This window comes from Janthinobacterium sp. BJB301 (genome assembly GCF_002735685.1).
Classification (GTDB): domain Bacteria; phylum Pseudomonadota; class Gammaproteobacteria; order Burkholderiales; family Burkholderiaceae_D; genus Janthinobacterium; species Janthinobacterium lividum.
On record NZ_PDZJ01000002.1, the window covers coordinates 397,908 to 417,023 of the forward strand.

The 19,116-nt window shown below is 65.1% G+C and carries 19 protein-coding genes; 16 read left to right on the forward strand and 3 right to left on the reverse strand.

The features are described 5' to 3' along the window. The first annotated feature begins 71 nt into the window (after positions 1–71). The 8 genes from CSQ91_RS15095 (at position 72) to CSQ91_RS15130 (ending at position 9,353) form a co-directional block, all read left to right on the forward strand. Complete coding sequence (locus CSQ91_RS15095) at positions 72–503, forward strand: ExbD/TolR family protein (protein ID WP_177886013.1); 432 nt, start codon at positions 72–74, stop codon at positions 501–503. Between the two features lie 78 nt (positions 504–581). Beyond that, positions 582–1,793, forward strand: a complete 1,212-nt coding sequence (locus tag CSQ91_RS15100) for a hypothetical protein (RefSeq protein ID WP_070281322.1) — start codon at positions 582–584, stop codon at positions 1,791–1,793. A gap of 186 nt (positions 1,794–1,979) precedes the next feature. Beyond that, positions 1,980–2,951, forward strand: coding sequence for a bifunctional riboflavin kinase/FAD synthetase (locus CSQ91_RS15105; protein ID WP_034785236.1), 972 nt, complete (start codon positions 1,980–1,982; stop codon positions 2,949–2,951). 81 nt (positions 2,952–3,032) lie between these two features. Continuing rightward, positions 3,033–5,933 (forward strand): isoleucine--tRNA ligase, encoded by a 2,901-nt coding sequence (gene ileS / locus CSQ91_RS15110; protein ID WP_099388840.1) that lies wholly within the window; start codon positions 3,033–3,035, stop codon positions 5,931–5,933. An 83-nt stretch (positions 5,934–6,016) separates the two neighbouring features. Next, the gene (lspA, locus tag CSQ91_RS15115) at positions 6,017–6,526 is read left to right on the forward strand and encodes a signal peptidase II (protein WP_034754175.1); all 510 of its coding nucleotides are present in this window, start codon (positions 6,017–6,019) and stop codon (positions 6,524–6,526) included. Positions 6,527–6,543: 17 nt separating this feature from the next. Next, positions 6,544–7,764: a bifunctional phosphopantothenoylcysteine decarboxylase/phosphopantothenate--cysteine ligase CoaBC gene (gene coaBC, locus CSQ91_RS15120; RefSeq protein WP_034785232.1), complete on the forward strand. Its 1,221-nt coding sequence runs from the start codon at positions 6,544–6,546 to the stop codon at positions 7,762–7,764. A gap of 25 nt (positions 7,765–7,789) precedes the next feature. Then, positions 7,790–8,239 (forward strand): dUTP diphosphatase, encoded by a 450-nt coding sequence (dut, locus tag CSQ91_RS15125; protein WP_034785229.1) that lies wholly within the window; start codon positions 7,790–7,792, stop codon positions 8,237–8,239. Positions 8,240–8,249: 10 nt separating this feature from the next. Beyond that, positions 8,250–9,353 carry a M48 family metallopeptidase gene (locus CSQ91_RS15130; RefSeq protein WP_099388841.1) on the forward strand — a complete coding sequence of 368 codons (1,104 nt, stop codon included), beginning with the start codon at positions 8,250–8,252 and terminating at the stop codon, positions 9,351–9,353. Between the two features lie 146 nt (positions 9,354–9,499). Here CSQ91_RS15130 and CSQ91_RS28955 read toward each other — a convergent pair whose 3' ends face one another. Then, complete coding sequence (locus tag CSQ91_RS28955) at positions 9,500–9,640, reverse strand: hypothetical protein (RefSeq protein WP_162835767.1); 141 nt, start codon at positions 9,638–9,640, stop codon at positions 9,500–9,502. Positions 9,641–9,738: 98 nt separating this feature from the next. Between CSQ91_RS28955 and CSQ91_RS15135 the strand changes: the two genes are divergently transcribed. The 5 genes from CSQ91_RS15135 to CSQ91_RS15155 all read left to right on the forward strand — a co-directional run bounded on the left by CSQ91_RS15135 (position 9,739) and on the right by CSQ91_RS15155 (position 13,492). Beyond that, the gene (locus tag CSQ91_RS15135; RefSeq protein ID WP_070281325.1) at positions 9,739–10,746 is read left to right on the forward strand and encodes an XdhC family protein; all 1,008 of its coding nucleotides are present in this window, start codon (positions 9,739–9,741) and stop codon (positions 10,744–10,746) included. A 68-nt stretch (positions 10,747–10,814) separates the two neighbouring features. Continuing rightward, positions 10,815–11,732 (forward strand): DNA-3-methyladenine glycosylase family protein, encoded by a 918-nt coding sequence (locus tag CSQ91_RS15140; protein WP_070281326.1) that lies wholly within the window; start codon positions 10,815–10,817, stop codon positions 11,730–11,732. 57 nt (positions 11,733–11,789) lie between these two features. Further along, on the forward strand, positions 11,790–12,161 hold the full coding sequence (locus tag CSQ91_RS15145; protein ID WP_099388842.1) for a COG4315 family predicted lipoprotein: 372 nt from the start codon (positions 11,790–11,792) through the stop codon (positions 12,159–12,161). Positions 12,162–12,182: 21 nt separating this feature from the next. Beyond that, complete coding sequence (locus CSQ91_RS15150) at positions 12,183–12,704, forward strand: RNA polymerase sigma factor (protein ID WP_099388843.1); 522 nt, start codon at positions 12,183–12,185, stop codon at positions 12,702–12,704. Further along, positions 12,701–13,492, forward strand: a complete 792-nt coding sequence (locus CSQ91_RS15155) for an anti-sigma factor family protein (RefSeq protein ID WP_099388844.1) — start codon at positions 12,701–12,703, stop codon at positions 13,490–13,492. The genes CSQ91_RS15150 and CSQ91_RS15155 overlap by 4 nt, the downstream gene beginning before the upstream one ends. Positions 13,493–13,535: 43 nt before the next feature. On the opposite strand, the gene mug is transcribed toward CSQ91_RS15155, so the two are convergent. Continuing rightward, positions 13,536–14,057 (reverse strand): G/U mismatch-specific DNA glycosylase, encoded by a 522-nt coding sequence (mug, locus tag CSQ91_RS15160; RefSeq protein WP_099388845.1) that lies wholly within the window; start codon positions 14,055–14,057, stop codon positions 13,536–13,538. A 150-nt stretch (positions 14,058–14,207) separates the two neighbouring features. On the opposite strand from mug, the gene CSQ91_RS15165 reads away from it, so the two are divergent. After that, positions 14,208–14,684 carry a (2Fe-2S)-binding protein gene (locus tag CSQ91_RS15165; protein ID WP_070281329.1) on the forward strand — a complete coding sequence of 159 codons (477 nt, stop codon included), beginning with the start codon at positions 14,208–14,210 and terminating at the stop codon, positions 14,682–14,684. Further along, entirely contained in the window at positions 14,681–16,987 is a 2,307-nt protein-coding gene (locus CSQ91_RS15170) for a xanthine dehydrogenase family protein molybdopterin-binding subunit (protein WP_099388846.1), read from the forward strand. The genes CSQ91_RS15165 and CSQ91_RS15170 overlap by 4 nt, the downstream gene beginning before the upstream one ends. Here CSQ91_RS15170 and CSQ91_RS15175 read toward each other — a convergent pair. Next, on the reverse strand, positions 16,984–18,180 hold the full coding sequence (locus tag CSQ91_RS15175; RefSeq protein ID WP_099388847.1) for an MFS transporter: 1,197 nt from the start codon (positions 18,178–18,180) through the stop codon (positions 16,984–16,986). The two genes, CSQ91_RS15170 and CSQ91_RS15175, sit on opposite strands and share 4 nt — an antisense overlap. Positions 18,181–18,290: 110 nt before the next feature. Between CSQ91_RS15175 and CSQ91_RS15180 the strand changes: the two genes are divergently transcribed. Next, positions 18,291–19,079 carry a helix-turn-helix transcriptional regulator gene (locus CSQ91_RS15180; RefSeq protein ID WP_099388848.1) on the forward strand — a complete coding sequence of 263 codons (789 nt, stop codon included), beginning with the start codon at positions 18,291–18,293 and terminating at the stop codon, positions 19,077–19,079. Positions 19,080–19,116 lie beyond the last annotated feature (37 nt).

Consider the following 19,116-nt stretch of genomic DNA (forward strand, 5'->3'; position numbering starts at 1 on the left):
ATGCCACCGCCAGAAGCTGACCGGGCGGCAGTTTCGCCCGGTGCTTCGTTGGACTTCTTAAAGGAAACACTATGAGTATGAATGTCGGTTCGGGAAGCGCAGCAGGCGCGGATCCGGAACCAATGATGGAACTGAACATGACGCCCCTCATCGACGTGATGCTGGTGCTGATTATCATGTTGATCATCACGATTCCTAAGCAAAACCACTCGGTGAACTTGAACATGCCGGTCGGCACCCCGCCGCCACCGACAACCGAACCAGTGGTCGTCACGATCGATGTCGATTTTGACGGTACGATCTTGTGGGACAATCAGGTCATTCCTGACCGCGCTTCGCTGGAAGCCAAGCTGAGCAACGTTGCTGCGCAAGCAGACCAGCCGGAAGTGCATTTGCGTCCGAACAAGCTGGTGGAATACAAAGTCGTCGCCGGTGTGATGGCGTCGGCGCAGCGTCTGGGCGTGACCAAAATCGGTCTGGTCGGCAACGAGCAATTCCAGTAAGCTGCAGCAATCAGGTTCTCTTTACATCCGAATAGGCAGGACTTCCTGCCTATTCGCTTTTTACTGAAAGACTTTCTTATGTCCAAGTTTCGTCTCGCTCATCTCGGCCTCGTCATGGCCGCTATCGGTTTTACCGCAGCAACTCCCGTAATCGGCCTGGGCTCGCTGGCATACGCCGCGGACACCGTGCGTGCCGAAGTGGGCAAGCCACTGCAAGAAGCGCAAAAACTCGCTAGCAGCGGCAAAAACAAGGAAGCGCTGGCCAAGCTGCGCGAAGCTGACAGCGTCGGCGGCAAGACCGCCTTTGAAAGCTACCAGATCGAACGCGTGCGCGCTTCGGCCGCTGCCGCCGCCGGTGACAACGGCACCGCCATCAAGGCCTTTGAAGCCGTCATCAATTCCGGCCGCCTGAGCGCCGCCGAAGCCCCGAAATTCACGCAAGCCCTGGCCGGCATGTACTACCGCGCCAAGGACTGGCCGAACACCATCACCTGGATCAAGCGCTCGCTGAAAGACCGCGACGATGCCCAGATGCGCGAACTGCTGATCCAGACCTACTACGTCAGCGGCAACTACGCCGAAGCGGCGAAAGAACTGCAATCGCGCGGCGGCAACTCGGAAGCAAGCCTGCAAATGCTGGCCAACATCCAGTTGAAGCAAAACGACAAGGGCGGCTACGTCGCCACCCTGGAAAAACTGGCATCGAGCTATCCGAAAACCAGCTACTGGGCTGACCTGCTGAACCGCGTTTCGGGCAAGCCTGGCTTCTCGCAACGCCTGGCCCTGGACGTCCAGCGCCTGCGCCTGGCCAACGGCCTGTTCAGCAAACCTTCCGAATACATGGAAATCAGCCAGCTGGCCCTGCAAGCAGGCAATCCTGGCGAAGCGCTGAGCATCATCGAGCAAGGCTACAAAAAAGGCGTACTGGGTACCGGCGCCGATGCGCCACGTCACCAGCGCCTGAAAGACCTGGCCCTGAAAACCCAGGCCGAGCTGAAAGCCAACGCCGCCAAATCGGAAGCGGAATACGTCAAGAACAAGGACGCCGACAGCTTGAGCAAGCTGGGCTTCGCCCTGGTCTACGACGGCCAGGCCGACAAGGGCCTGGGCTTGATGAACGATGCCGTGAAAATGGGTAGCGCCAAGTATGCGGAAGAAGCCAAGCTGCATCTGGGCATCGCTTACATTCACGCCGGCAAGAAGTCCAATGCCTCGACAGCACTCAAAGCCGTCAAGGGCACGGATGGCGCGGCTGACCTGGCCCGCTACTGGACGTTGATGAATAAATAAGACAACATCCTCCGGGAGTTGCAGGCAGCTAGTCGAGTGCCATCCAAAAGCGTTGCCAGCACACCCGCCGGCAACGCTTTTTGTTATTTCAGCAGTGAAATTCGCCCTGTGCCCGCCCTGCCGGGTGTGCATCCCTGAAACAGTCCGTATAATCCCCCTTTTGGCACAGTTTTTCATCAGATTCCTATGAAGGTATTCCGCGGACTTCCCAATGCCCAGGCACGAGCGCCTTGCGCTCTGACCATCGGCAATTTTGACGGTGTCCACATCGGCCATCAGGCTTTGCTGGCGCGCGTGCGCGGCGCCGCGACCGAACTCGGCATTGAAGCGGCCGTGATGACGTTCGAACCACACCCGCGCGAATTCTTCGCGCAGCGCGCGGGCGACCTGTCCAAAGCCCCGCAGCGCATCGCCAACTTGCGCGACAAGCTGCAATCGCTGGACGACGCCGGCATCGACCGTGTCGTCGTCGAGCACTTCAGCGCCCAGTTCGCCGCCTTGACGCCGCAGGAATTCACGGAAAAAGTCCTCGTCGACGGCTTGCACGTGAAATGGCTGATGGTCGGCGACGACTTCTGCTATGGCGCCCGGCGCGCCGGCGACGTGGCCATGCTGCAGGAAGCGGGCCGCCAATATGGCTTCCATGTAGAAACATTGCCTACCGTGATGAGCGGCAGCACGCGCATCTCGTCCTCGGCCGTGCGCCTGGCGCTGGCCGCCGGCGATTTCCCGCTGGCCACGCAGTTGCTGGGCCATCCGTACGCCATTTCCGGCCACGTCATCCACGGCCAGAAGCTGGGCCGTACCCTCGGCTTTCCCACCCTGAACCTGCGCGTGGCGCACCGCCCCGCCCTGTCCGGCATCTTCATCGTGCAAGTGCATGGCCTGGGACCAGTGCCGCTGCCGGCCGTGGCCAGCCTCGGCGTGCGCCCCACCGTCGACGACAGCGGCCGCGTCTTGCTGGAAGTGCATCTGTTTGATTTCGCCCAGTCCTGCTACGGCAAGCTGGTGCGCGTGGAATTCCTGGAAAAACTGCGCGACGAAGAGAAGTACGACGATTTGCCCACCCTGACGGCCGCCATCGAGCGCGACTCGAACCAGGCGCGTGCGTATTTTGAGCAGCGCAGCGGCGCCATTACCGCCACCGACCGAATTTGACGCCGGCCAACTCCACCGCCTGGCGGCACCTGCCGCCGCCAACCCGCTGCAAAAATATACTCCATACCATTAAAGAAGATTATGTCCGATCAAAACAAGCCAGCCACGCCCAAGCAGAACAAGAAGCCTGAAAGCAAATACCCGGTCAACATGACGGAAACCCCGTTCCCGATGCGCGGCGACATGGCCAAGCGCGAGCCGCAATGGGTACAGCAATGGCAAGACAAGAAGATTTACGAGCGCGTGCGCAAGGCTGCCGCCGGCCGCCCGAAATTCATCCTGCATGACGGCCCGCCGTACGCGAATGGCGATATCCACCTGGGCCACGCCGTCAACAAGATCCTGAAGGACATGGTCGTCAAGTCGCGCTCGCTGGCCGGCTTCGACGCGCCGTACGTGCCGGGCTGGGATTGCCACGGCATGCCGATCGAGATTCAGATCGAAAAACTGCACGGCAAGAACCTGCCGACGGCCGAAGTGCTGGAAAAGGCCCGCGCCTACGCCAACGTGCAGGTCGAGCGCCAGAAAAAGGATTTCATCCGCCTGGGCGTGCTGGGCGAGTGGGACAACCCCTACCTGACTATGGCGCACGGCAATGAAGCCGACGAATTGCGCGCGCTGGGCAAGCTGCTGGAAAAAGGTTATGTCTACCGCGGCCTGAAGCCCGTCAACTGGTGCTTCGACTGCCAGTCGGCCTTGGCCGAGGCGGAAGTGGAATACGCGGAAAAACGCGATCCCGCCATCGACGTCGGGTTCAAATTCGCCGAGCCGGAAAAACTGGCGGCCGCCTTCGGCCTGCCTTCCCTGCCGACCGATAACGGTTTCATCGTCATCTGGACCACCACGCCGTGGACCATCCCGTCGAACCAGGCCCTGAACGTACACCCGGAAGTCAAATATGCGCTGGTGAAAGCCGAGCGCGATGGCCAGCCGCTGCTGCTGATCCTGGCGCAAGACCTGGTCGTCGCCAGCCTGGCGCGCTTCAAGCTCGATGGCACGACCATCGCCACGTGCGACGGCGCGGCCCTGGCCGGCATCAGCTTCCGCCACCCGCTGCATGCGGCCGACGCGTTCTATGACCGCTTGTCGCCTTTGTACCTGGCCGAATACGTGACCACGGAAAGCGGCACGGGCGTGGTGCACTCGGCGCCAGCCTACGGCCTGGACGACTTCATCTCGTGCAAGGCGCACGGCATGAAGGACGACGACATCATCAAGCCCGTCATGGGCGACGGCAAGTTCGCCTCGACCCTGCCCCTGTTCGGCGGCATGACCATCTGGGAAGCGTCGAAGCCGATCTGCAACGCCTTGCGCGAAGCGGGCGCGCTGTTCGAAGTCAAGATGTTCGACCACAGCTACATGCATTGCTGGCGCCACAAGACGCCGATCATCTACCGCGCCACCTCGCAGTGGTTCGCCGGCATGGACGTGACGCCGAAGGACGGCGGCGCAACCCTGCGCGAAACGGCCTTGCAAGGCATCGCCGACACCGAGTTCTTCCCGGACTGGGGCCAGGCGCGCCTGCACGGCATGATCGCCAACCGTCCCGACTGGACCCTGTCGCGCCAGCGCCAGTGGGGCGTGCCGATGGCCTTCATCGTGCACAAGGAAACGGGCGACCTGCATCCACGCACGCCGGAACTGCTGGAGCAAGTGGCCAAGCTGATCGAAAAGAACGGCATCGAGGCATGGCAGGCGCTGGACTTGAAAGACCTGATCGGCGACGAAGCGGCCATCTACGCCAAGAACAAGGACACGCTGGACGTGTGGTTCGATTCCGGCGCCACGCACCAGACGGTGCTGGGTGGCCCGCAAGGCCATGGCTCGCACTCGACGCAGCTGCAATTCCCGGCCGACCTGTACCTGGAAGGCTCGGACCAGCATCGCGGCTGGTTCCACTCGTCGCTGCTCGTGTCGTCGATGCTGAACGGCCGTCCACCGTACAAAGCCCTGCTGACGCACGGCTTCACGGTCGATGGCGAAGGCAAGAAGATGTCCAAGTCGCTGGGCAATACCCTGGCGCCGCAAAAGATCTCGGACACCCTGGGCGCGGACATCCTGCGCCTGTGGATCGCGTCGACCGACTACACGGGCGAGCTGTCGATCTCCGACGAGATCCTGAAACGCGTGACGGAATCGTATCGCCGCATCCGCAACACCCTGCGCTTCCTGCTGGCCAATACGTCGGACTTCAATCCGGCCACGGACGCCGTGCCGGTGGCGGAAATGTTCGAAATCGACCGCTATGCGCTGGCCAACATGGCGTCGCTGCAAACGCAGATCGAGAACAACTATGCGCGCTACGAGTTCCACCCGGTGGTGTCGAAGCTGCAGACGTACTGCTCGGAAGACCTGGGCGGCTTCTACCTGGACATCCTGAAGGACCGTTTATACACCTCGGGCCTGACGTCGCACGCGCGCCGTTCCGCGCAGACGGCCCTGTGGCACATCACGCAAAGCCTGCTGCGCCTGATGGCCCCTGCCCTGTCGTTCACGGCCGAAGAAGCATGGGCCGTCTTCGCAGGAAGCGAAGCCTATGCCGCCAGCGATGAAACCATCTTCACGCAAACCTGGTGGCAGCTGCCGGAAGTTTCGGACGCCGCCGGCCTGCTGGAGAAATACACGGCACTGCGCGCCGTGCGCACGGACGTGACAAAACAGCTGGAAGACTTGCGCACCTCGGGCGCCATCGGTTCGTCGCTGCAGGCGGAACTGACGATCAAGGCCGCGCCGATGAAATACAAGCTGTTGACCACCCTGGGCGAGGACTTGAAGTTCGTCTTCATCACCTCGCAAGCCACGGTGGCCGAGGTGGCCGACGAAGCGGCCGAGGAAGTGGTCGTAACCGCGTCGACGGCGCCGAAGTGCGAGCGCTGCTGGCACTACCGTAGCGACGTGGGCACGGACGCCGCGCATGCTACCCTGTGCGGCCGCTGCGTCAGCAATCTGTTTGGCAAGGGCGAATCGCGCCGTTTCGCATAGACTGTCACCCCGGGGCGCTGCCTGCATCCCGCTTCCAACCGCCGCCTGCCACCAGGCGGCGGCTTTATCTTCCCTGGAAAAATATGGCCACTAAAAACCGTTTTTCATCGAAATCGTCATCCTCGGCGTCGCTCGTGCCCTGGCTGGGCATTGCCGCCATCGTCATCCTGTTCGACCAGATCACCAAGATCACGATCCTGAAGACCTTCCGCTATGCGCAAGAGATGGTCATCACCTCGTATTTCAACCTGGTGCTCGCGTATAACAAGGGCGCCGCGTTCAGCTTCCTGTCCGACCAGGGCGGCTGGCAGCGCTATTTCTTCACCGGCATCGCCCTGGCGGCCGCCATCTACATCATCTATCTGCTGAAAAAGCACGCCGGCCAGCGCATGTTCTGCTGGGCCCTGGCGCTGATACTCGGCGGCGCGCTGGGCAACGCCATCGACCGCCTGATGTACGGCCACGTCGTCGATTTCCTCGACTTCCACTGGAAAAGCTGGGGCCATTTCCCCGCTTTCAATATCGCCGACAGCGCCATCTGCATCGGCGCGGCCCTGTTCATCATCGATGAACTGCGCCGGGTAAACAAATAGACACGCAGGAGAACGGCATGGAATTGTCCGGCAAAAAAATCGTTCTGGGACTTTCGGGCGGCGTCGCCTGCTACAAGGCGGCGGAACTGTGCCGCGCGCTGACAAAGGCCGGCGCCTCGGTGCAAGTGGTGATGACGGATGCGGCCAGCCACTTCATCACGGCCGTCACGATGCAGGCCCTGTCCGGCCACCCCGTACACACGAGCCAGTGGGATGCGCGCATCGACAACAACATGGCGCATATCGATTTGACGCGCCATGCGGACGCCATCCTGATCGCGCCGTGTTCGGCCGATTTTCTGCGCAAGCTCGCGCACGGCGTGTGCGACGACCTGCTGTCGACCCTGTGCCTGGCTCGTCCTTCCCACCTGCCCCTGCTGGTGGCGCCGGCCATGAACGTGGAAATGTGGCAGAACCCCGCCACGCAGCGCAATGTGCAGCAGCTGCGCGACGACGGCATCAAGCTGTTCGGCCCGGCCGCCGGCGAACAGGCGTGCGGCGAAGTTGGCCTGGGCCGCATGCTGGAGCCGGAACAGCTGCTGACGGAGCTGATCGCCGCCTTCCAGCCGAAAGTCCTGGCGGGCAAGCGCGTGCTGGTCACGGCCGGCCCCACTTTTGAAGCCATCGACCCCGTGCGCGGCATCACCAATCTGTCCTCGGGCAAGATGGGCTATGCGGTGGCGCGCGCGGCGCGCGAAGCGGGCGCCGAGGTGCTGCTCATTTCCGGCCCCACGGCCCTGGACGCGCCCTTCGGCGTGCGCCGCATCGACGTGCAAAGCGCGCAGCAGATGCATGATGCCGTGCTGGCCCACGTCGACGGCCAGCATGTCTTCGTCGCTGTCGCCGCCGTGGCCGACTGGCGCGTCGCCAACGCCAGCGACCAGAAGATGAAAAAGCAGGCCGATGGCTCCGTGCCCGAACTGCAGTTCGCGCAAAACCCCGACATCCTTGCCACCGTGGCGGCACGCACCAACCTGGCCGGCTATCCGTACTGCGTCGGCTTTGCCGCCGAATCGGAAAACCTCGTGGAATTCGGCTCGACCAAGCGAGAAAAGAAGGGGATTCCCCTCCTGGTCGGCAATATCGGCCAGAACACGTTCGGCCAGGACGACAACACCATCATCCTGTTCGACGAGGAAGGCCATACCGTGCTGCCGCGCGCCTCGAAACTGAACCTGGCGCGCCAGCTGATTTCGGAAATCTCGAAGCGGCTGGCAAAAAATTCACTGCTCAAATAATCCATTTTTAGACGACTTAGCTTCAATGAAAAATATCGACATCAAGATCCTCGACGCCCGCATGAAAGAACTGCTGCCAGCCTACGCCACGCCGGGCAGCGCCGGCCTGGATCTGCGCGCCTGCATCGATGAAGCCATCACCATCGAAGCCGGCCAGACGGTGCTCATTCCCACCGGCCTGGCCATCCACATCGGCGACCCGTCGTATGCGGCCATGATTTTGCCGCGCAGTGGCATGGGCCACAAAAACGGCATCGTATTGGGGAATCTGGTAGGCTTGATCGACTCCGATTACCAGGGCCAGCTGATGGTATCGACCTGGAACCGGGGCCAGAGCGCTTTCACGCTCAATCCCATGGAACGCCTGGCGCAACTGATTATCGTGCCGGTGCTGCAAGTGGGCTTTAACGTCGTCGAGGAATTCGGCGACAGCGAACGCGGTGTTGGCGGTTTCGGCAGCACCGGCAAACATTAAGGATTTTCTCATGCCAGGTTTCCGCCATCTGATCCCAGCCCCGACTTCGCTGCGCCATCTGGCCTCGCCACTGCTGGTGGCTTGCGTTGCCCTTCTCTCTGCCTGCACCACGCCAACGACGCATGTCAGCGGTCCGTTCAACGTCGTGCCGGCACCCGATGCGCCCGCCCCGACGGCGCAGCAAAAGGCGGCGCAGGAAGAACTGGTGAAGATGGTGGCGCTGCAGGACCGCCTGTCGAAAGTCTCGGCGCCCCTGCTGATCAACAATGCGGACCTGTGCAAGACGTATGCGCGCAACCTGCTGGGCTTCACGGCGCAGAACAAGTATTCCTACCCCGGCATCTATGCCGACGCGGCCCAGGCGGCCCTCGGCTACGGCGAACAGATGCAGGTCTCCGGCGTCTTGCCGGGCAGCGGCGCAGCGCGCGCCGGCTTGCGCAAGGGCGACGGCTTGCTGGCCGCCGAAGGCAAGCCGCTGCCGGCCGGGCCGAAAGCGGAAGGCCCGTTCGGCGCCATCGTCGGCCCGCTGGCCTCGAAAAGCGCGAGCCTGAACATGACCATCGCCCGCGATGGCCAGCAGCAGGACCTGAAGATTCCCGTCACGCGCGCCTGCGCCTTCCGCGTCGCCCTGGGCAATGCGGACAATGTCAACGCCTACTCGGACGGCGCGCGCATCATGCTCACGCGCGGCATGGTCAATGCGGCGCAAAACGACGAAGGCATCGCCTTTGTCATCGCCCGCGAAATGGCGCACAACATCCTCGACCACGCGCGCAGCCAGCGCACGGCAGGCACGGCCGGCAGCATCATCGACAGCCTGGGCGCCGTGCAGCCCGACGTGTCGATGCTGACGGGCGCCGCCGGCATCAAGGCCATGCCGCAGGAACTCGACGTGCAAGCCGACACCCTGGCCATCTACCTGCTGGCGCGCGCCGGCTACAACGTCGACAACGCCGCACGCTTCTGGCAGCGCCTGGCCACGCAAGTGCCGGCCACGGTCGCCAATGGCTACACGGCGCTGCATCCCGGCACCAACTCGCGCATGGCCGCCGTGAACCGCGCCGTCACCGACGTGCGCGCCAAGCAGGCGGCGAAGAAACCGCTCAAGCCTTAGAACGCCTACCATAACCTACTGCGCGTCGCGCTTTGCGGTCTGCGATGCTCACTGTGCTCAAGCACAGTTACGCTTCTCGGCCACAAATCGCTGCCGCTCGCTACGGTTCTGTCAGACGTTCTTCATCCTGATCAAACAGGGTTTGCTCAGGCGCCCGGGAAGTTGGGGAAGTAGGTGCCCATGATCCAGGTCAGGGCACCGCAGAACACCACGGCTAAAAACAGGACGATGAGCAGCTTGCCGAACTTGGGAATACCCTCTTCTTGCGTCTTGACTTCATTTGACATGAAAATTCTCCGCAGGGTGATGGAACAGGTAGTATATCCACAATCTTGAATACTTTTCCATACTTTGCCGCGTACCTGCGGCTTTCCTCCTGCGCGCCATGGACAGCATCGACCTTGAAGTTCTGAAAACCAGCGCCGCCTGGCTCGACGCCGGCCACCGCTGCGAACTCGTTACCGTCATCAAGACCTGGGGTTCCAGCCCCCGCCCCGTGGGCGCCACCCTGGCCATCTGCGACGATGGCACGGTGGTCGGCTCCGTTTCCGGCGGCTGCATCGAAGATGATTTGATCGACACCGTGCGCGTGCACGGCATCGTGCGCACGCTGCCGGAAATCGTCAGCTACGGCATCAGCGCCGACGAGGCGCACCGCTTCGGCCTGCCCTGCGGCGGCACCATCGAACTGGCCATCGAGCCGCTGCATGCGGGCAGCCGCGTGGCCGAACTGCTGGCGCGCCTGGAAGCCCATGAACTGGTCGAGCGCCGCCTCGACTTGCGCAGCGGCGCCGTCACCCTGCAGCGCGCCACGCCGGGCGCCGTGCTGGCACTGGACGATGGCGTACTCACCACGCAGCATGGCCCGCGCTGGCGCCTGCTGATCATCGGCGCCAGCCAGCTGTCGCGCTTCGTGGCGCAAATCGCCACGGCCATGGATTACCACGTCATCGTCTGCGACCCGCGCGAGGAATACCGGGGCGGCTGGAACGTGCCCGGCGTGCCCCTGCTGCACGCCATGCCCGACGATCTCGTGCTGGAATTAAAGCTCGACAGCCGCAGCGCCGTCGTCGCCCTCACGCACGATCCCAAGCTCGATGACCTGGCCCTGATGGAAGCGCTCAAGTCCCCTGCGTTCTACGTGGGCGCCATCGGCTCGCGCGCCAACAACGCCAGGCGCCGCGAACGGCTGCTGCAGTTCGACGTCAGCGCGGAACAGCTGGCGCGCCTGCATGGCCCCATCGGCCTGTACATCGGCAGCAAGACGCCGGCCGAAATCGCCATTTCCATCCTGGCCGAACTGACGGCCGTGAAAAATGGCGTGCCCGACGCCCTGCAGATCCAGCACGCGGCGGCCCTGAGCCCGCCCACCACCGACATCTGCGCGCGCTGAAGGCAAACAGCAAGAAACGCGGTGCGCCCGCATCGCCTCCCTGATACCGTCCCTGACTTTGGCCTACCATGACCCTGCTGCACTGGACCCTCCCCCTTCCCGCCGGCTACCGCCGCGACGATGTCATCGCCTTCCACAGCCGCGATGCGCAAGCCGTGGCCGAACAAGTCACGCCGATGGGCCTGCGCAAGGGTATTTTGCTGCGCGGCGTGCCCGTGGTGCTGGACGTGGCGTTCACGGACGCCGCGGCCATCTGCCGCGCCGACATCGACAGCGATGACGATGCCGGTCTTCAAACGCCGCTGCCTGGCGCCCTGCTCAATATCCTCGGCCTGCGCATCGACCCGCAGCCGTTCGCGCAACTGGCCGCCGGCGACACGCTGCTGGCGCCTTTGGTCCGGCGCAATCCGGGCTTGCGCATCGTGCAGTCGGCCAGTCCCTTCGAGGCGCTGACCTGGGCCATCATCGGCCAGCAGATCAACCTGCCGTTCGCCATCGCCCTGCGCCGCACCTTCATCTTGCAGGCGGGACGCCAGCACGGCAACGGCTTGTGGTGCTATCCCGAGGCGCGCGACGTGGCCAGGCTGGAAATCGAGGATTTGACCAGCCACAAATTCTCGCGCGCCAAGGCCGAAACCGTGCTGCGCCTGGCCCACCTCGTCAACGATGGGGAGCTGTCGCTGGAGCTGCCGCCCTCCGGCGACGTGGCGGCCATTTCGCAGGCGCTGCTGGGCGTGAAGGGCATCGGCCCGTGGACTGTCAATTACGCGCTGCTGCGCGGCTACGGCTATGCCGACTGCTCGCTGCATGGCGACGTGGCCATCCGCGCCGCCCTGCAAAAGCTGCTCGGCGAAGAGAGCAAGCCGGACATGGCGCGCACGGAACAGTGGCTGCGCCAGTACGCGCCGCACCGCACCATGGCGGCCGCCCACCTGTGGGCCAGCCTGCATGCGCCGGAAATAAATATTTTGCCTGCGCGGGAATAAACGGCGGGCGGCATGCGTCTATCCCTTGCAAGCCCTCAAAACCTCAAGGAGACCATCATGCGCTTTACCACTTTCGCCGCCACCGCCCTTTTCACCGCCTTGTCCGCCCCGCTGGCCTTTGCCGCCGACGTCATGCCGGCCAACGGCATGCTGGTCAACGCCAGCGGTATGACCGTGTATGTGTTCGACAAGGATGTCGCCGACAGCGGCAAGAGCGCCTGCAGCGGCGGCTGCCTGGTGGCCTGGCCCGCCGTCATCGCCACCGCAGCGGCGCCCGCCGCCCCGTATGGCAGCATCAAGCGCGAAGACAATGGCGCCATGCAGCTGACCTACAAGGGCAAGCCGCTGTACCTGTACAAGGAAGACAAGAAACCGGGCGACGTGGCCGGCGACAATTTCAAGAACGTGTGGCACGTCGTCAAGCCCTAAGCCCCCCCTCCCGCCGCCACGATGACCACGCAAGAGGACAGCCGCACACTGCAAGCCTGCCTGCCCGGCCTGCGCCGCTATGCGCGCGCGCTGGTGGGCGCCGCGCACGCGGACGACCTGGTGCAGGACACCGTGGAGCGGGCCTGGCGCAAGTTCGACCAGTGGCAACGGGGTGGCGAGATGCGGCCCTGGCTGTTTTCCATCATGCACAACCTGCACGTGGATCAATTGCGCCGCCCCGGCCTGGCGCTGCAGGAAATCGACGACGACGCCCTGCTGCCCGCCCCGGAGCACGCGCCGGGGCAAGCCATCGCCATCGGCGAAATGGATGCGGCGCTGGCCCGTTTGCCGCTGGGGCAGCGCGAAGTCATCCTGCTTGTCGCGCTTGAACAGATGCCGTATGAGCAGGTGGCGTCCACCCTGGGCATCCCCGTCGGCACGGTCATGTCGCGGCTGTCGCGCGGGCGCGAGCGGCTGCGCGAACTGCTCGATGGCCACCCGGCCGGTAGCCATGGCGCCCCTACCCTGAAAGTCGTGAAATGACAACGCAAGCCATCAGCGAAGCGCAATTGCACGCCCTGGCCGACGGCGTCCTGCCCCAGGCGCAGCGCGCGGCTGTCGACGCCCACCTGCGCGCACACCCCGAGGATGCCGCCAGGGTGGACGCCTGGCGCGAACAGAACCGGCAATTGCGCGCCCTGTTCGACCCCGTGCTGGACGAAGCCGTGCCGCCGTACCTGCTGCAGGCGGCATCGCCACCGGCGGCGAACGGCGCCTGGCAGCGCCACGCCATGCAGGCGGCAGCGGCCATCGTGCTGGTGATCGCAGGCGGCATGGGCGGCTGGCTGCTGCGCGGCGATGGCGGCGACATGCGGACCACCAGCGCCAGCCCGATGTCCCTGGCGCGCAGCGCCGCCATCGCCCATGCCGTCTACACGCCCGAAGTGCGCCATCCCGTGGAAGTGGGTGTCGAACAGGAGGCGCACCTGGTGCAATGGCTGTCGAAACGCCTGGGCAGCAAATTGCAGCCGCCCGCGCTGTCACCGCTCGGCTATCACCTGATCGGCGGCCGCCTGCTGCCCGGCGATGGCGACGGCCCCGTGGCGCAATTCATGTACGAGGATGGCGGCGGCAAGCGCCTGACCCTGTATGTGGCGAAAGAACGGGCCGGCAGGCAGGAAACGGCCTTCCGCTATACGCAGGAAAAGGAGCTGAGCGTGTTTTACTGGATCGACGGCCAGCTTGGTTATGCCCTCTCGGCGAGCCTGCCCAAACGGGAGCTGGGCAAGATCGCCGACGCCGTGTATGCGCAGCTGGAGCAAGCCCGCTAAGCCCCGCCATCCATGCGCAGGTGCGCTGAACGCCAGCCCGGTATCAGTCCAGCGCACGCCGCAGTTCCGCATACGCGTCGACCAGCCGCTCCTTCGAATAGCCGCGATTGAGCCCACTGGGATTGGGCAATATCCACACGCGCGCGCCGCCGAAGCGCTCCGGCTGTTCGCCCCACGCCAGCTGGCGCTTCCCCGTCATCGCCGCGTAGGCAGCCTTGCCCAGGAAGGCGATCCACTGCGGCTGCAGCAATGCCAGTTTATGCTGCAGGCCCGCCGCCGCTTGCGCGAACTCGTCCGCCCCCACCTGGTCCGCGCGGCTGGTCGGGCGCCCGACGGCCGCCGTCAAACCCAGCCCGAAACCGAGCACGCTGGCATCGTCTTGCGGCGCCACCAGATGCGGCGTGAAGCCGGCCAGGTGCAGCACCGGCCAGAAACGGTTGCCGCGGCCGAGAAAATGGTGGCCGGCCGCCGCCGCGTCCACGCCCGGATTGAGGCCGCAAAAAACCACTTGCAAGCCGGAAGCGAGGATATCGGGCAAGCCCGGAGCCGTTGTGAGGTATGTCATGAAAACTCCGCTATCAGAAGCCGCAGTATGCCACCGGCCCCATATCCTGCAGCGCAGGGCGGGCGGTGCTACCATCCCGTACTGATGCGCTCATCCGTATGGTGGATGGCCGTCGCGCTTTCCCGCACCATCCCACACCGAGGAATAAACATGACGACCCTGACCATCAATGGCAAGCAGCACGAGCTTGCGCTGCCTGAAGACACGCCCCTGCTGTGGGCCCTGCGCGACGAACTGGGCATGACCGGCACCAAATTCGGCTGCGGCATGGCCCTGTGCGGCGCCTGCACCGTGCACCTCGATGGCGAAGCCATCCGCTCCTGCGTGACGCCGATGTCGGCCGCCGCCGGCAAGAAGATCACCACCATCGAAGCCGTGGGCGAAGACAAGGTCGGCCTGGCGCTGCAGCAGGCCTGGCAGGAACATGGCGTGCCCCAATGCGGCTACTGTCAGGCCGGGCAGATCATGTCGGCCACGGCCCTGCTGCACAAGACCCCAAGGCCGAACGACCAGCAAATCCGCGAAGCGATGAGCGGCAATATCTGCCGCTGCGGCACCTATACTCGCATCCACGCGGCCATCAAGCAGGCCGCGACCAGCATCAACGCGAAAGGAGCGGCCAAATGAGCATGCATGACACTCCTGCCGTACATTCGCCTGCGCGGCGCAACTGGCTCAAGGCCGCCGGCGCGCTGGCCGGTTTGACCCTGGTAGCCGGCCCTTCCGGCCTCGTGATGGCGGCCGATGCCGTCAAATACGGCGGCGAGAAGATGGCTGGCGGCGTGGTCGACGACAGCCTGGTCTTCCTGTCGGTCGGTGCCGACGGCATCGTCACCATCGTGGCGCACCGCTCCGAAATGGGCCAGGGCATCCGCACCAGCCTGCCCATGGTGGCGGCCGACGAACTGGGCGCCGACTGGGCGCAGGTGCGCGTGCAGCAAGCGCCCGCCGACGAAGCGCGCTACGGCAGCCAGGATACGGATGGCTCGCGCAGCATGCGCCACTCGTTCCGCGCCATGCGCCACGTGGGCGCCACGGCGCGCCTGATGCTGGAAACGGCGGCCGCCGTGCGCTGGGACGTACCCGTGACGGAAGTCAAAGCCGTCAACCACGCGGTCGTGCATGCGGCCAGCGGACGCTCGCTGTCCTTCGGCGCCCTGGCCGAAGAAGCGGCCAAATTGCCGGTGCCGCCACGCGCGCGCATCAGCCTGAAAACGGCGGGCGAGCTGCGCTACATCGGCCAAACCAGCACGCGCGGCATCGACTTGCACGACATCGTCACGGGCAATACCCACTTCGGCATCGATACGCGCCTCGACGGCATGGCGTACGCCGTCATCGCCCGCCCTCCCGTCTTTGGCGGCAAGCTGAAAAGCGTGGACAAGACGGCGGCCCTGAAAGTGCCGGGCGTGCTGCGCATCGTCGAACTGGCGGGCAGTCCGCCGCCAGCCATGTTCAATCCGCTGGGCGGCGTGGCAGTCATCGCCAGCAACACCTGGGCCGCCATCAAGGGCCGCGAAGCGCTGGTGCTGGAATGGGAAGATGGCCCGAACGGCAGCTACGATTCGAAGACCTTCCGCAAGACCCTGGAAGCGGCCGTGCACCAGCCGGCCAGCCCGGCGCGCGACCAGGGCAAGACGGTGGCCACGCTGGCCGCAGCTCCCGCCGCGCGGAAATTCAGTGCCGAATACTATCTGCCCCACCTGGCCCACGCCACCATGGAGCCGCCCGCCGCCACCGTGCGCATCGCCAACGGCAAGGCCGAAGTATGGGCCTGCGTGCAGGCGCCGCAAGCGACGCGCAGCAATGTGGCCAAGGCCCTGGGCCTGGCATATGACGACGTGACCGTCCACGTGACCCTGCTCGGCGGCGGCTTCGGGCGCAAATCGAAACCCGATTTCGCCGTCGAGGCGGCGCTGCTGTCGAAAGCCATGGATGGCGCGCCCGTCAAGCTGACGTGGACGCGCGACGACGACCTGCAGCACGACTACCTGCACACGGTCTCCGTCGAACGGCTGGAAGCGTCGCTGGACGCGAAAAGCATGCCGACGGCCTGGCTGCACCGCACGGCCGCGCCCACCATCACCTCGACCTTTGCCGCCGGCGCGAACAAGCAGGCGCCGTTCGAGCTGGGCATGTCGGCCATCAACGTGCCGTTCGCCATTGCGAACATCCGCGTCGAAGTGCCCGAAGTGCCGGCCCACACGCGCATCGGCTGGTTCCGATCCGTGTCGAATATCCCGCACGCGTTTGCCATCCAGTCGTTCACGGCCGAACTGGCGCATGCGGCAAAAAAGGATCATCGCGACTACCTGCTCGCGCTGCTGGGCCCCGCGCGCAAGATCAACCCGGCCGACCTGTCGGACGGCTGGAACTATGGCGAAGATCCGGCGAAGTATCCGGTCGACATCGGCCGCATGCGCCACGTGATCGAGCTGGCGACGGCCAAGGCGGGCTGGGGCCGCAAGCTGCCCAAGGGACGGGGGCTGGGCCTGGCCGTGTCCTACAGTTTCGTCACCTATGTGGCGGCCGTGATCGAAGTGGAGATCAATGCGGCCGGCGAAGTCATCGTGCCGAGGGTTGACATCGCCATGGATTGCGGGCCGCAAATCAACCCGGACCGCGTGCGCTCGCAGATCGAGGGCGCCTGCATCATGGGCCTGTCGCTGGCCATGAGCGGCGAAATCAGTTTCAAGAATGGCAGGGTCGAGCAAAGCAATTTCCACGACTACGCCGTGCTGCGCGCCGCCGACGCGCCGCGCGTGATCCACACGCACCTGGTGCCGGGCACCCTGGACATGGAGCTGGGCGGCGTGGGCGAACCGGCCACGCCGCCCATCGCGCCAGCCCTGTGCAACGCCATCTTCGCGGCCACGGGCAAGCGCATCCGCGCCCTGCCCGTGGGCATGCAGCTGGCGAAAAAGGCTTAAGTCCGCCGCGCGGCAGGCAACTGCAGCAGCAACGCTGCGGCGGCGACCAGGGCGGCACCGGCCGCCAGCAGCCACATGGGCCAGTCGAGCAGGAGCAGCACCCCGCCGGTGGCCGCGCCAATGGCACTGCCCAGGTACAGCGCCGATTCGTTGAGGGCGATGGCCAGGTTGCCATCGCCCTGGCGCGCGCGCACGGCCAGCAGTTGCTGGTTCTGCGGCACTTGCAAGGCCCAGCCAGCCGCGCCCCACAGCACGATCGGCGCGAGCATCAGCCAGGCCGACCAGCCGGCCGCCAGCGGCAGCGCGCACAAGGCCAGCGCCAGCAGCAGCAAGATGAAGCAGGTCAGTTTCGGCGCCGCCACCTTGTCCGCCCACGGTCCGACCAGCACGCTGCCCGCGATCCCCCCCACGCCCCAGGCCCACAGGAAGGGCGTGGCGGACAGCGCCGCCCCCTGCGCCGACCACGCCAGCAACGGCGCGATAAACGTGTACATGCCCAGGCTGGCGATGGCCGCCAGCAGCGATACCAGCAGGATGGACAGCACCTGCCCATCGGCCAGCAAGACCAGCTTGCGGCGCAGCGACGTGGCCGGCACCGCCGGCAGCGCGGGCAGCTTCCACAGCAAGGCCGCCAGCGCCAGCCCGCCAAGGACGGCGACCAGCCACAGGGCCGCGGTCCAGCCCAGCTGCTGCGCCAGCAGCAAACTCAAGGGCACACCCAGCACCGTGCCGCCCGCCATGCCGCCCATGATCACGCCGATGGCCTTGCCCCGCTGCTGCGGCGCCGACACGCCGGCCGCCGCCGCGATACCCAGCGCCAGGTAGACGCCCGCTCCGACGCCGGCAATGGCGCGCCATGCCAGCAAACTGCTGAAACCGGGCGCCAGCGCGCTGCCCCCGTTCGCCAGCACGAACACGGCCAGGGCGATCAGGAGGCCCGAGCGCTGCGCGCGCGCCGGCAGCAAGGCCACCACCAGCGGCGAGCCGAGGCCATAGGCCAGCGTAAACGCCGTTACCAGTTGCGCCGCCATCGCCAGGGAAACGGAGAACGCGCTGGCGATCATCGGCAGCAAGCCCGCCGTCACATACGACGCCATGCCCAGCGCGAACGCGCCCATGGCGATCAGGTAGACGGTGGCAGGCAGCGCGGCGGTGGCAGGCGCGAGGCTACTGGAGGAGGAAGAGTCGGACATGGGCAAGCTTTCGGAAAGAAAGCAGGCATTCTGGAATACAATATAAACAATTACAATTTAACTGTTTATGCTATTACTGATAGCAACAGGCTTACCGGAAAGGCAACACCATGCGCACCTTGGCCCGCACCCGCCACGAACTAGCCGCCTACCTGCAGGCGCGGCGCGCACGCCTGTCGCCGGAAGACGTGGGCTTGCCCGGCGGTGGAAGGCGGCGTACGCCGGGCTTGCGCCGCGAAGAAGTGGCGGCGCTGGCCGGCGTGGGGCTGACCTGGTACACCTGGCTGGAGCAGGGGCGCGACATCGGCGTCTCGAGCGCCTTTCTCGACAAGCTGGCCGAAGTGCTGAAACTGGACGCGGGCGAGCGCCGCCACCTGTTCCTGCTGGCGCATGCGCGTCCGCCGGCCGAAGAGGGCAAGACGTTTTGCGTGGTACCGCCGCTGGTGCGCCGCCTGATGCACGAGCTGGCGCATCCGGCGTATGTGCTCAATTTGCGCTGGGACGTGCTGGCGTTCAACGGGGGCGCCGACACCCTGTTTGGCTTCGGCGCGCATGCCGCCTCGCGCCGCAATCTGCTGTGGCTCTTGTTTACCGACCCGCTGCTGCGATCCCGCTTCGCGGCGTGGGAAGAGCAGGCGCCGCTGATGCTGTCGAGCTTTCGCCGCGACTATGCGCGCGCCACGCAGGAAGCGGATATCCACGCGCTGGTGGAGGAACTGGAAAAAGTCTCGCCCGAATTCAAGTTATGGTGGCGCCGCCACGACGTGCATGCGCCATGTGCCGGCGTGCGCCGCCTGACAATCGACGGCGGGGAGGTCGCATATGAACACACCTCGCTCACCATCGATGCGGACCGCCATCTGCGGCTGGTGGTGTATGCACGCCAGGCGCAGGAGTGAACTGCGGCGCACAACGAAAAAACCGCTGATTCTCTTG